This window comes from Flavobacterium hibernum (assembly GCF_000832125.1).
In the GTDB taxonomy this organism is placed as follows: Bacteria; Bacteroidota; Bacteroidia; order Flavobacteriales; family Flavobacteriaceae; genus Flavobacterium; species Flavobacterium hibernum.
This window is the reverse complement of sequence record NZ_JPRK01000005.1, coordinates 169,064-182,422: the sequence shown is the minus strand read 5'-3', so window position 1 is coordinate 182,422 and position 13,359 is coordinate 169,064. Positions and strand designations below refer to the sequence as shown.

The following is a 13,359-nucleotide window of genomic DNA, read 5'->3' as shown; positions in this document are numbered from 1 at the left end:
GATAGTTGATGGTTTTTGGTTGATAGTTATTCTGCCAGCAAACCAACAACCTACAACTGACAACCAACAACTAAAGAGAAATGGAAAGTTTTAGAACAGAAATAGAAAATCCGGTAGTTCAAAGAGAGATTATCGAATTAGAAAAAAAGATTCATTTATTCCGTGGAGGAAAAATTGATGATGAGCGTTTTCGTAGTCTTCGTTTAGCGCGTGGAATCTACGGGCAGCGTCAGGAAGGCGTTCAGATGATTCGTATCAAATTGCCTTATGGTAAAGTGACCAGCGAGCAATTGGTGCGTATTACCAAAGTTTCTGATGAATATTCTACAGGACGTTTACATATTACAACACGTCAGGATATCCAGATTCACTATGTAAGTTTAGACAGAACGCCAGAACTTTGGGCAGATTTAGCTAAAGACGATATCACACTTCGTGAAGCTTGCGGAAACACCGTTAGAAATATTACAGGAAGCGAATTAGCAGGAGTAGACGTAAACGAACCATTTGATGTTTCGCCTTACGCACACGGACTTTTTCAATATTTGTTAAGAAATCCTATTTGTCAGGAAATGGGACGTAAATTCAAAATTTCGTTCTCATCATCTGATGAAGATACAGCTTTGAGTTATTTACACGATTTAGGATTTATTCCAAAAATTAAAGACGGACAAAAAGGTTTCAAAATCATGTTTGGAGGAGGTTTAGGATCGCAGCCAGCACATGCTGAATTGCTTTCGGAATTTGTTCCCGTAAACGAAATCATTCCAACAGCAGAAGGAATCATCCGTATTTTCGATAGATATGGTGAGCGTGCCAAAAGAATGAAAGCACGTATGAAATTCTTAATCAAAGAAATGGGAAGAGATGTTTTCCTTGATTTGGTTGAACAAGAGAAAAAAGCCATCGCTTTTGAAACATACGAAATTGATACAACAGCTTTTGAGGGCCCAATTGCAGAGCCATTATTAGAAGTTCCGCAAGTTACAATCGAAGATACAAAGGCCTATGAAGCTTGGAAAAAATCGAATGTAATAGCACAAAAACAAGAAGGTTATTACGCTATTGGAATCAAAGTTTTATTAGGAGATTTTTATACTTATAAAGCCAGATTATTAGCCGATTTAATTAAAAATTACGGAGCAAATGAATTACGTTTTTCATTGCGTCAAAATATTGTAATACGTCATATAAAAGAAGCGAATTTACCTTTCTTTTACCAAGAATTAGCCAAACTGGATTTTGTTCATTTAGGATATAATTCTACGGCAGATATTACAGCATGTCCGGGAACTGATACTTGTAATTTGGGGATTGCAAGTAGTACCGGAATTGCAGAAGAATTAGAAAAAGTTTTAAATGCAGAATATCCACAATACTTAAACAATCAGGAAATTGAAATTAAAATCTCTGGTTGTATGAATGCTTGCGGGCAACACAATATGTCTGCAATTGGATTTCAAGGAATGTCTATAAACTCAGGAAAACTAGTAGCTCCGGCTTTACAAGTTTTATTAGGTGGAGGAAGATTAGGAAACGGAGCCGGACGTTTTGCCGATAAAGTAATTAAAATTCCAAGCCGTAGAGGACCAGATGCTTTACGTACTATTTTAAATGATTTTGATGCCAATGCAAACGGCGAAAAATTCCTAAACTATTACGATCTAAAAGGAGAGAAATATTTCTATGAAATTTTAAAACCTTTTGCAGATGTTACCAATTTAACCGAAGCTGATTTTATCGATTGGGGAAATGCCGATAATTACGTAAAAGCAGTTGGGGTAGGAGAATGTGCCGGAGTTGTAATTGATTTGGTTGCTACTTTATTATTAGAAGCCAAAGATAAATTAACATTCGCACAAGAATCTTTCGACGAAGGAAAATGGTCAGATGCAATTTACCATGCGTATGCAGGATTTGTAAATGGTGCAAAAGCATTGTTGCTTGCAGAGAACGAAAAAACAAATAATCATGCTGGAATTGTAGATTTATTTGATACCGTTTTTACATCAACATCAAAAATAGAATTGTCAACAACATTTAGAGATTTAGTGTATCAAATAAATCAAAACGATCCTTCAGAAGAATTTGCAAAAGCATACATTCAACAAGGAATTTCATTTTTTGATACCATAGAAAAATATAGAGCTCAAGAATTAGCAAATGCATAATATCAAACCAAAAGTAACTTTAGTTGGCGCAGGTCCCGGAGATCCGGATTTGCTTACGCTCAAAGCCGTAAAAGCACTAGCTGAAGCAAATGTGGTGTTGTACGATGCATTGGCCAACGACGAAATATTAGCACATGCTCCTAAAAATGCCATCAAAATTTTTGTTGGAAAAAAAATAGGAAATCACGCCTACACGCAAGATCAAATCAATCAGTTGATTGTAGATAATGCATTAACGTACGGAAATGTTGTGCGTTTAAAAGGTGGAGACCCTTTTATTTTTGGCAGAGGGAGTGAAGAGGTTGATTTTGCTGAAAGCTTCGGAATTGAAACAATCGTAGTTCCTGGAATTTCATCTGTAGTTGCCGTTCCTGCAAGTCAGGGAATTTCAATTACGAAACGAGGAGTTTCAGAAAGTTTTTGGGCAATTACTGGAACAACTTCTGATCGAAAATTATCTTCAGATGTAGCTTTGGCAGCCCAATCATCTGCAACAGTTGTAATTTTGATGGGAATGCACAAATTGCCTCAAATTATCGATTTGTTTCAGAAAGAAAGCAAAGGAGAATTACCCGTTGCGATCATTCAAAACGGAACAACTTCTGAAGAAAAAGTAGGAGTAGGAACAGTAGATTCGATTTTAGAAGTTGTAAAAGCGAAAAAATTAAGTTCACCAGCAATTATTGTTTTGGGCGAAGTTGTCCGCGAGAGCAACAAACTAAAAGGTTTTTACGAAGAATTTCTATCAAAAGAAATCACACGATAAAGTTCCGGAGGAACGACCAATTTTGTAGCGTCGTCCCGAGGCTTCGGGATCAACCCGATGTCGCCAAAGAAAATGTTACCAACAAAAATGTTCCATTTGGAACATCTAATAGGTTATCCGATTCAAAAAAATCATCTAATTTTACTAGATGAAACTAAATTAAAATGGAACAGAACGAATTATATCCAATATTCTTAAAACTTCACAATTTGAATGTTTTAATTGTTGGAGGAGGAAATGTAGGATTAGAGAAACTTTCTTTTTTATTAAAGTCAAGTCCGAATGCAAATGTAGAGGTTGTGGCGCCACATTTTCATTTAGAAATTAAGGTTTTGGCCGAAAAACATCCTTCGATTATATTAACAGAATCGAAGTTTAAAAAGAAAATGCTCAAAAAACGTCATATGGTAATTGCTTGCACAGATGATTTAAAAGTCAACAAAAAAGTATATGATTTATCCCGAAAGCGTTATTTGATTTGCAATATTGCAGATACTCCAGATTTATGTGATTATTATCTGGGCGGAATTGTAACAAAAGGAAATGTGAAAATTGCCATTTCAACCAACGGAAAATCACCAACAACAGCCAAAAGGTTGCGTGAATTTTTTGAAGAAGTAATTCCGGACGACATCAATCAAATGGTTGAAAACCTCAATGAATATCGAAAAACATTGAAAGGCAACTTTGAGGATAAGGTAAGAAAGATGAACGAGATTACCGCTTCGTTAAAAAAATAGAGTAAAAAAAATCTCAAAGAAATGAATGATAAAAATCATTGAAAATAGAATAAATTATTCGTTTCTTTGCATTATTAAGAATGATTATAAATAAATACCATAATGATTAAAACAGATATACTTATAATTGGAGCAGGGCCAACAGGTTTGTTTGCCGTTTTTGAGGCAGGATTATTAAAACTAAAATGTCATATTCTAGATGCTTTACCACAAGCAGGAGGACAACTTTCAGAGTTATATCCAAAAAAGCCTATTTATGATATTCCTGGTTTTCCAGAAGTTTTAGCAGGGGATTTAATTGATAACCTACAAGAACAAATTAAACAATTTGAGCCAGGTTATACATTAGGAGAACGTGCTGAAACCATTGACAAACAAGAAGACGGAAGTTTTATTGTAACCTCAAATAAAGGAACTAAATTTCATGCGCCGGTTATTGCAATCGCTGGAGGTTTAGGAAGTTTTGAGCCACGTAAACCACTTATTGAAGATATCGAGTTTTATGAAAATAAAGGAGTAAAATACTTTATCAAGAATCCTGAAAAATTCAGAGATAAAAGAGTTGTAATTGCAGGAGGAGGAGATTCAGCTTTAGACTGGAGTATTTTCTTGTCTAACGTAGCTTCAGAAGTAACTTTAATTCACCGTAGAAATGAATTTAGAGGCGCTTTAGATTCGGTAGAAAAAGTACAAGAATTAAAAACAGCTGGAAAAATTAAATTAATTACACCGGCAGAAGTTATCGGAATTAATGGCGCAGAGCATATTGAGTCATTAGATATCGAAGAAAACGGAGCACACCGTAAAATCGAGACCGATTATTTTATTCCACTTTTTGGATTAACTCCAAAATTAGGACCAATCGGAGACTGGGGATTAGATATCGAGAAAAATGCAATTAAAGTAAACAATGCTTTAGATTACCAGACAAATATTCCGGGAATCTTCGCTATTGGAGACGTAAATACATATCCAGGAAAGTTGAAATTAATCCTTTGTGGTTTCCACGAAGCAACTTTAATGTGTCAAGCAGCTTACCAAATTATCAATCCAGGTAAAAAATACGTATTAAAATATACGACAGTTTCTGGTGTAGACGGATTTGACGGAACTCGTAAAGAAGCTCCAAAAGCGGTTGTGAAAGCGATAGTTTAGTCTGAGGTGATGAGGTTCTAAGGGACTAAGCCGCTAAGATTTATATATAAAGCTCAAACGTTTAGTTTGAGCTTTTTCTTTTTTAAAACCTAATGTGTTATTCTATATCTTTAATGGAAAAAATATTTGAACTAATAAATGAAGAATACAATAATCCTACTCTTTGTTTTCTTAGGTTTTTTAGCTGGCTGCCAAAAAACTAAACAAGAACCAAGTAAAGTAAAAATCTCTGAAAAGAAGGAAACAGCATGTTTACCTCATTTGTATAACGATCCAAAACTTGAAAAAGAAAAGATACTTATTTATGCAGAGGAAGGAGTTGATTCGCTAATAATTTCAAGAAATGAATTGAATAAAATTGAAAAGCTTTTTCCTGTATTTAAATCAGAATTTCATTCAAATCCAGAAGAATCATACGCAAGTACATCATGGCAATATTACATTAATGAAGATGGAGAAAAAGAAGATTTAACATTTAGTAGTGAAGCAGGTGAAGACTCATTTTGTTTATTGTATAGTTATTATCTTAAACAAAAAAATGGCGAAAAGAAGTTTAAAACAGAAAGAGAAACATTAGTTCAATTGTATCGTGCAGTTAATGGTCTTTACGAAGGTCTAAATTACGGCGGAACTTATTTTGGGCATCAACATAAAAGACTAAATGCTTCTGTAGAATATTCGATTTATCAATTAGCAAAAGGAAAAGAATATTTTGATAAGAAATATAATTTTCAAAAACAGAAAGACTTATACATAAAATCGTTAATGCAATATGTTTCAGATGAAGAAAGTCAAAATCCATATAATCAAGAAGATTCAAGAGATAGTAAAGAGAAAGGAAGTAAAAGAGCAAAACAGCTCCAGGAAAAAATTAATGTTTTGCAAAAATTAATTACAAATTATTTCTATTTAAATCAGGTTCAAAATTTTGAAATAACGTATTATAGGTAAGTCTATTATTAAAGATTGGTATGAAAATTTATCGAAAGAAGAAAAAGAAGAAATTGAAACTGGACTTAATCAGACAGAGAATAACGAATTTACAGCTCATGAAAAAGTAATGGAAATATTCAAAAAACATAAGCAAAACACTGATAAAACTCTAAACTTAGAGCCTTAGCATCTCAGAACCTTAGAAACTTAAAAAAAACTTGCAATTGTTAAGCTTATGTCTTTACTTTGCACTGTTCTTAAAATTACTGAAAGTTATCACGAAAGGCGGAGGGAAAGACCCAATGAAACCTTAGCAACCCTTTATCATAAAGAAGGTGCTACATTCTACTTTTTACTAATTCATAGTATTAAAGATAGATAACACAAATACATAAAGTATTTCTCCAACTTTTCCTGACAACCTTACAACATAATTTTACTGAATTTCAGTATTATGAGCGAATCATTGATGCATTTTTGCTATCAATCGTTCCCGCTTTCGCCTATATCTCTCCATTTCATTGCGAGGATACCGGCTTAATCGGGGCTAATGAGCCATCAATAGTAAATTTTTGGAATTAAAGTGAATCAAAAGCGTATTAAAACCGACAGGTTTTTAAAGCGGAAATTATAATTAAATAAAAACTTAGCAACTTAGAACCTTAGCGTCTTAGTAGCTAAAAGCCAAAAGATATGTCAACAACAATTCAGGAAGCAATAAAAAAAAATATCCTAATCCTAGATGGAGCAATGGGAACTATGTTGCAACGTTATAATTTCTCCGAAGAAGATTTTCGTGGAGAGCGTTTCAAGGATTTTCCGCATCCATTAAAAGGAAACAACGATTTACTATCCATAACACAACCACAAGCAATCCGCGATGTCCACGCCGCTTATTATGAAGCGGGTGCAGACATCGTAGAAACCAACACATTTTCGGGAACAACAATCGGTATGGCCGATTATTTCCTTGAAGAGTACGTTTACGAATTAAACTACGAATCGGCAAAACTTGCTCGAGAAGTAGCCGATGAGTTTACAGCCAAAAATCCAGACAAGCCACGTTTCGTAGCCGGATCAATTGGACCAACAAACCGTACAGCAAGTATGTCACCAGATGTAAACGATCCAGGTTACAGAGCCGTAACATTTGATGATTTACGTATTGCGTACAAACAGCAAGTAGAAGCCTTAATGGATGGAGGTTGCGATTTACTTTTGGTAGAAACAATTTTTGATACCTTAAATGCAAAAGCAGCACTTTTTGCCATTGAAGAAGTAAAAGAAGAACGTAATCTTGATATTCCAATTATGGTTTCAGGAACAATTACAGATGCTTCAGGAAGAACACTTTCCGGGCAAACTGTTGAAGCTTTCCTTATTTCAGTATCACATATTCCGTTATTAAGTGTAGGATTCAATTGCGCTCTTGGAGCCGATTTATTGAAACCTTATTTAAAAACCTTATCGCAACATACAAGTTTTAATGTTTCGGCACATCCAAATGCAGGATTGCCAAACGCATTCGGACAATATGATGAAACACCGGAACAAACTCAGGCATTCATCAAAGAATATTTAGACGATAATTTAATCAATATTATTGGCGGTTGTTGCGGAACAACTCCAGATCATATTAGATTGATTGCTGAGGTTGCAAAGGATTATAAACCGAGGGTTGCGCCAACTTTTGAATAATTTAGAAAATTCTGTACAAATAAAAATTATGCTAAAAACAAGTAAAATTCTTTTGATTTTTATTTTACTTAATTTTTGTTCTTGCGATAAATTAGATATAAGAGAACTGATTGTTAAAAATAGTTCTGATAAAATAATATATAGCATTCTATCCGAAAATGATAGTATGAATGATTCAGGCTTTTATTATGAATATCAAGATGATTTTAATGAAAGCAAAAGAGGAGATTATGATGCTCCATTTGTTTTCGAGGAAATCATGAGCGGAAAAATGATTGCTAATAGCGATAGACCGAGATATTGGAATAATTATTTTCAAGGATTAGAAGATAAAAAAGCAAGATTATTTATAGTAGAGAAGGATAGTGTAGATAAATACGGTTGGAAAACAATATTTGCTAAAAATATTTATAGTAAAAAATATTTTATTACCCTTGAGAAATTAGATAGTCTTAAGTGGCAGATTGAATATAAAAGCGGTAATTGAGAAATCATAGAAAATAAATTTCTTATTAAATCAAGTTCGCGTGAGGGATAGAAGCGGTTAGCCCACAGCCTGACGAAGGAAGTGCTAGCACTAATATCGGATAGCCCGGTTCGCCTTTTTCGGCGAACACGCCCAAAATAAGATTATTAGAAAACAGATACCTTCAAGATTTTGAAAATCTTGCAGGAATATAAATAAAGAATAAAAAAAAACTCAGAACCTAAGTCCCGAGGCTTCGGGATAGGATCTTAGTAACTTAGAAAAGAAATGGCAGAAAATAGAAGAGACCTTGTATTAGCAGGATTAGAACCATTAATTATTACGCCAACCAGTGTTTTTGTAAACATTGGAGAGCGTACGAATGTAACAGGTTCAAGAAAATTCCTTCGCTTAATCAAGGAAGAGAAATATGACGAGGCACTTGATATTGCAAGACAACAGGTAGAAGGAGGAGCGCAAATCATCGATATTAATATGGATGAGGGAATGCTTGATGGAGTTCAGGCAATGACTAAATTTTTGAATTTAATTGCGTCAGAACCGGATATTTCGAGAGTGCCGATTATGATTGACAGTTCGAAATGGGAAATCATTGAAGCAGGTCTAAAAGTAGTACAAGGAAAAAGCGTTGTAAACTCGATTTCGTTGAAAGAAGGCGAAGAAGCCTTTATTCACCATGCCAAATTAATTAAACGATATGGAGCTGCGGCGATTATCATGGCCTTTGACGAAGTAGGTCAGGCGGATAATTTTGACCGAAGAGTCGAAATCTGTCAGCGTTCGTATGATATTTTGGTGAACAAAGTTGGTTTTCCACCACAGGATATTATTTTCGATTTGAATATTTTCCCAGTCGCAACCGGAATGGAAGAACATCGCTTAAATGCTTTGGACTTTTTTAGAGGTACAAAATGGGTTCGCGATAACTTGCCTCATGCACATATTAGTGGTGGTGTGAGTAATGTTTCGTTCTCTTTTAGAGGAAACGATACCGTTCGTGAAGCGATGCACTCGGTGTTTTTATACCATGCGATCAAGAACGGAATGACAATGGGAATCGTAAACCCGGAAATGCTTTCGATTTATGATGATATCCCAAAAGATTTATTAGAACACGTTGAAGACGTAATTCTTGACAGACGCGACGATGCAACAGAACGACTTTTGGATTTTGCCGAAAACGTAAAGGGCGAAGTAAAATCAGATGAAAAAGCGATTCAGGAATGGCGTTTAGGAACCGTTCAGGAACGTATTACGCATTCATTGGTAAAAGGAGTTGACGCTTTTATTGAAGAAGATGTTGAAGAAGCTCGTTTGGCAGCAACAAAACCTATTGAAGTTATCGAAATCAATTTGATGACAGGAATGAATGTCGTTGGAGATTTATTTGGAAGCGGAAAAATGTTCTTGCCTCAGGTAGTAAAATCGGCACGAGTAATGAAAAAAGCTGTTGCTTATTTATTGCCATATATCGAAGCCAGCAAACAAGCCGGAGATAAACAAGGAAACGGAAAAATATTAATGGCAACCGTAAAAGGTGACGTTCATGATATTGGTAAAAATATTGTTTCGGTGGTTTTGGCTTGTAACAACTACGAGATTGTAGATCTTGGTGTTATGGTGCCTCCGGAAAAAATTATTGCTGCGGCGATTGAACATAATGTTGATATTATTGGTTTAAGCGGATTGATCACGCCTTCGCTTGACGAAATGGTGTATTTAGCTAAAGAACTAGATAAACAAGGAATTAAAATACCAATTATGATTGGTGGAGCAACGACTTCGCGCGCGCATACGGCCGTGAAAATCGCTCCGCAATACAGAGAAACTGTAATTCACGTAAACGATGCTTCTAGAGCCGTTACCGTTGCAGGAAATTTGTTAGATCATAATCGAAAAATATATGCAGCAGATATTCGTGCAGATTATGATGCGTTTAGAGAAACGTTTTTAAATCGTTCGAGAGATAAAAACTTCCTGTCGATTGAAGATGCCCGAAGAAATAAATTTCCATTAGATTGGTCTGAATATACACCAACAAAACCAAAAGTAATTGGCAAACAAATTGTTGAAGTTGACTTAGATGTTTTGGTTCCTTATATAGACTGGACGCCATTTTTTCAGACTTGGGAATTGCACGGAAAATATCCGGCAATTTTAACGGATGAGGTTGTGGGTAAAGAAGCTACTTCGGTCTTCGCAGATGCTCAGGCAATGCTGAAAGTGATTTTGGCTGAGAAAAAACTAAAAGCGAAAGGTATTTACGGAATTTTTCCTGCGAATCAGGTGGATGATGACGATATTGAATTGCGTGATGAAAACGGAAAAGTTTTAGAGAAATTCTTAACACTTCGTCAGCAGTCACAAAAAACAAAAGGCGCTCCAAACATCGCTTTAGCCGATTTTATTTTGCCAAAAGAAAGCGGAATAGAGGATTATATGGGAGCTTTTTGCGTAACCACAGGTTTTGGTGTAGACGAATGGGCAGCTGAATTTGAAAAAGATCTTGACGATTATAATTCGATCATGGTTAAAGCACTTGCAGATCGTTTTGCGGAGGCTTTCGCCGAATATCTTCACGAAAAAGTTCGTAAAGATTTCTGGGGTTATGATAGAGAAGAATCTTTAACGAATGAAGAATTGATTAAAGAAAATTATAAAGGAATTCGTCCTGCGCCAGGATATCCAGCTTGTCCGGATCACTTGGAAAAACCAACCATTTGGAAACTTTTAAATGTTGCCGAAGAAATTGGAGTAACCTTGACAGAAAGTATGGCAATGTGGCCAGCTTCATCAGTTTCTGGTTATTATTTCGGAAATCCAAAAAGCAGGTATTTCGGACTCGGGAAAATAAAAGAAGATCAGGTAGTAGATTACGCCAAACGACGCAACGTTCCAACAGATTACGCAAGTAAATGGTTAAACCCTAATATAGCAGACTAATTTGGTTGATGGTTGTTGGTTTTTGGTTGATAGATTTGAACTTAAAGTCCCATCAACCATCAACTATTAATGAACAACTAAAATGGAATACAGTGAATTGGGAGTTTGGCTGGAAGCTAGGAAATTAGTGAATTTACTATATGATTCATCTAAACTGTTTCCAAAAGAAGAATTATTTGGCTTGACAAATCAAATGAGAAGAGCAGCAATATCAATCCCTTCAAATATAGCGGAAGGTTGTGGACGTCAAACATCTAAAGATACAATACATTTTCTTCATATTTCAAGAGGATCTTTATATGAATTAGAAACGCAATATTATTTGGCACTTGATCAAAATTACATAGATCAAAATAATTTCAATATTGCTTTTGAACAGATTCAAACATGTAAAAAACTATTGAATGGGTTTATTAACTATTATAAAAAATTAATATAGTTGACGGTTGTTATTTTCACCTGCAAAATAAACCATCAACCATCAACCAAAAACTATCAACTATAAAGAATGAAAGTAACAGAACATATAGAAAACGCCAAAGGAAAAACATTATTCTCATTCGAACTTATTCCACCTCAAAAAGGGAAAAGTATTCAGGAATTATATGATAATATTGACCCGTTAATGGAGTTTCAACCACCGTTTATTGATGTAACAACTTCTCGGGAAGAGTATATTTATATCGATAAAGGCAATGGACTTTTGGACAAAAAGTTAACTCGTATGCGTCCGGGAACATTAGGAATTTGCGCTTCTATAAAACATAAATACAATGTAGATACCGTTCCGCATTTGCTTTGTGGTGGTTTTACACAAGAAGAAACCGAATATATGTTGGTAGATTGCCAGTATTTAGGAATCACAAATGTAATGGCACTTCGTGGTGATGCCATGAAAGACGAACAATCTTTTGTGCCAAAAGTTGGTGGTAACAAGTTTGCTATTGATTTAGTTCGACAAATCAACGATTTAAATTGTGGTAAATATCTGCATGAAGTGATGGATGCCGATAATAAAGCTGATTTCTGTATTGGCGTTGCGGGTTATCCGGAGAAACATTTAGAATCTCCATCTTTACAATCAGACTTAAAAAGACTGAAAGAAAAAGTCGATGCCGGAGCTGATTATGTGGTAACACAAATGTTTTTTGATAATGCGAAGTATTTTAACTTTGTCGAAAAAGCGAGAGAAATAGGCATCACAATTCCTATTATTCCAGGAATTAAGCCAATTGCAGTTCAAAGACATTTGCAAATTTTACCACAAATTTTCAGAATAGATTTACCAGAAGATTTAATTGATGCTGTAGACAAATGCAAAAATAACGCCGATATCAAACAAGTTGGAATCGAATGGGCAATTCAACAATCATTAGAATTAAAAGCTGCCGGAGTTCCTGTTTTACACTATTATTCAATGGGTAAATCTGAGAACATTCGCCAGATTGCAAGTCAGGTTTTTTAAACTTTAAACATAAAGTTTGTCATTTCGAGGAACGAGAAATCACATTAGAAACTCTTCAATCTTTGTCGATATACGAGTGCGATTTCTCCTTACTTCGAAATGACAAAAATGACTTTAAAACTGTTAGCGCGGTTGCTTCGTTCCTCGCAATGACAAAACAGCTTGAAATTTGTATTTTTTAATTTGGAATTTAATCACAACCACCATGAAACAAGAAGAATTAAAAGCCATAGCCTCTCAGTTAAAACATCCAACAGGCGAAAAAGGAATCGAAATGGGAAATATGATGAACGAAACGAACATCAATATGACACATCATTCGATTCAAAATCTACACATACAATCTGGAGATAAAATTTTAGAACTTGGACATGGAAATGCCGGGCATGTAGAATTTTTATTTGAACAAGCTCAAAATATAAAATATTACGGACTGGAAATGTCTGAATTAATGTTTCAGGAAGCGCGCCAAATCAACAGAAATTTTGTCTCTCAAAAACAAGCTTTCTTTTCACTTTACGATGGAAATAAAATTCCGTTTGAAGACGCTTTATTCAGTAAAGTATTTACAGTAAACACTATTTATTTTTGGGAAAATCCTGAGCAACTACTTTTAGAGATTTACAGAGTTTTACAATCAAAAGGAATTTTATGTATCACTTTTGCCGAAGAGAGTTTTATGAAGCAACTTCCTTTTACCCAATTTGAATTTGATCTTTACAGCACAGAAAAAGCCGAAAAATTAATTGAGAAAACACCTTTTAAAATTATTGGTAAAGAAACTTTAACCGAAAAGGTAAAAAGTAAAACAGGCGAATTGGTTGATAGAGATTTTACTACTTTAGTTTTAGAAAAATAATAATATTTTTTGCCATAGATTATGATGGTTTTATAGATTAAAAAATGTTCTTAAATCACCATAATCTGTGGCATCAAAAAATACCAAGTCAGTTTTTTGTAATCTTTTTTTGTGTATTTTCATTCTTTATTATTTAATCTTT

11 protein-coding genes and 1 riboswitch are annotated in these 13,359 nt (G+C 34.6%); all 11 genes read left to right on the top strand.

Features of this window, described 5'->3' with window-relative positions; genetic code table 11:
* The first annotated feature begins 80 nt into the window (after window positions 1–80).
* The gene (locus IW18_RS05110) at window positions 81–2,171 is read left to right on the top strand and encodes a HEPN domain-containing protein (protein WP_041516504.1); all 2,091 of its coding nucleotides are present in this window, start codon (window positions 81–83) and stop codon (window positions 2,169–2,171) included.
* The gene (gene cobA / locus IW18_RS05105; RefSeq protein ID WP_041516503.1) at window positions 2,164–2,937 is read left to right on the top strand and encodes a uroporphyrinogen-III C-methyltransferase; all 774 of its coding nucleotides are present in this window, start codon (window positions 2,164–2,166) and stop codon (window positions 2,935–2,937) included. The genes IW18_RS05110 and cobA overlap by 8 nt, the downstream gene beginning before the upstream one ends.
* A gap of 164 nt (window positions 2,938–3,101) precedes the next feature.
* Window positions 3,102–3,677 (top strand): precorrin-2 dehydrogenase/sirohydrochlorin ferrochelatase family protein, encoded by a 576-nt coding sequence (locus IW18_RS05100; RefSeq protein WP_041516502.1) that lies wholly within the window; start codon window positions 3,102–3,104, stop codon window positions 3,675–3,677.
* A 102-nt stretch (window positions 3,678–3,779) separates the two neighbouring features.
* On the top strand, window positions 3,780–4,832 hold the full coding sequence (locus IW18_RS05095) for an NAD(P)/FAD-dependent oxidoreductase (protein ID WP_041516501.1): 1,053 nt from the start codon (window positions 3,780–3,782) through the stop codon (window positions 4,830–4,832).
* A 138-nt stretch (window positions 4,833–4,970) separates the two neighbouring features.
* A complete protein-coding gene (locus tag IW18_RS05090; RefSeq protein WP_041516500.1) occupies window positions 4,971–5,783 on the top strand; it encodes a hypothetical protein in 813 nt (270 codons plus the stop codon).
* Between the two features lie 252 nt (window positions 5,784–6,035).
* Window positions 6,036–6,150: riboswitch (SAM riboswitch) on the top strand.
* Between the two features lie 308 nt (window positions 6,151–6,458).
* Window positions 6,459–7,463 carry a homocysteine S-methyltransferase family protein gene (locus IW18_RS05085; protein WP_041516499.1) on the top strand — a complete coding sequence of 335 codons (1,005 nt, stop codon included), beginning with the start codon at window positions 6,459–6,461 and terminating at the stop codon, window positions 7,461–7,463.
* Window positions 7,456–7,950, top strand: coding sequence for a hypothetical protein (locus IW18_RS05080; RefSeq protein ID WP_089081904.1), 495 nt, complete (start codon window positions 7,456–7,458; stop codon window positions 7,948–7,950). The genes IW18_RS05085 and IW18_RS05080 overlap by 8 nt, the downstream gene beginning before the upstream one ends.
* Window positions 7,951–8,217: 267 nt before the next feature.
* Window positions 8,218–10,893, top strand: coding sequence for a methionine synthase (metH, locus tag IW18_RS05075; RefSeq protein ID WP_084607918.1), 2,676 nt, complete (start codon window positions 8,218–8,220; stop codon window positions 10,891–10,893).
* Between the two features lie 82 nt (window positions 10,894–10,975).
* Window positions 10,976–11,332, top strand: a complete 357-nt coding sequence (locus IW18_RS05070) for a four helix bundle protein (protein WP_041516496.1) — start codon at window positions 10,976–10,978, stop codon at window positions 11,330–11,332.
* 69 nt (window positions 11,333–11,401) lie between these two features.
* Window positions 11,402–12,358 carry a methylenetetrahydrofolate reductase [NAD(P)H] gene (gene metF, locus IW18_RS05065; protein ID WP_041516495.1) on the top strand — a complete coding sequence of 319 codons (957 nt, stop codon included), beginning with the start codon at window positions 11,402–11,404 and terminating at the stop codon, window positions 12,356–12,358.
* 205 nt (window positions 12,359–12,563) lie between these two features.
* Window positions 12,564–13,217: a class I SAM-dependent methyltransferase gene (locus IW18_RS05060; RefSeq protein WP_041516494.1), complete on the top strand. Its 654-nt coding sequence runs from the start codon at window positions 12,564–12,566 to the stop codon at window positions 13,215–13,217.
* Window positions 13,218–13,359 lie beyond the last annotated feature (142 nt).

Coding starts and splice junctions, on each gene's coding strand:
- IW18_RS05085 (WP_041516499.1), top strand. CDS start 6,459: ATGTCAACAACAATTCAGGAAGCAATAAAAAAAAATATCCTAATCCTA.
- IW18_RS05090 (WP_041516500.1), top strand. CDS start 4,971: ATGAAGAATACAATAATCCTACTCTTTGTTTTCTTAGGTTTTTTAGCT.
- cobA (WP_041516503.1), top strand. CDS start 2,164: ATGCATAATATCAAACCAAAAGTAACTTTAGTTGGCGCAGGTCCCGGA.
- IW18_RS05095 (WP_041516501.1), top strand. CDS start 3,780: ATGATTAAAACAGATATACTTATAATTGGAGCAGGGCCAACAGGTTTG.
- IW18_RS05060 (WP_041516494.1), top strand. CDS start 12,564: ATGAAACAAGAAGAATTAAAAGCCATAGCCTCTCAGTTAAAACATCCA.
- IW18_RS05110 (WP_041516504.1), top strand. CDS start 81: ATGGAAAGTTTTAGAACAGAAATAGAAAATCCGGTAGTTCAAAGAGAG.
- IW18_RS05100 (WP_041516502.1), top strand. CDS start 3,102: ATGGAACAGAACGAATTATATCCAATATTCTTAAAACTTCACAATTTG.
- IW18_RS05070 (WP_041516496.1), top strand. CDS start 10,976: ATGGAATACAGTGAATTGGGAGTTTGGCTGGAAGCTAGGAAATTAGTG.
- metH (WP_084607918.1), top strand. CDS start 8,218: ATGGCAGAAAATAGAAGAGACCTTGTATTAGCAGGATTAGAACCATTA.
- metF (WP_041516495.1), top strand. CDS start 11,402: ATGAAAGTAACAGAACATATAGAAAACGCCAAAGGAAAAACATTATTC.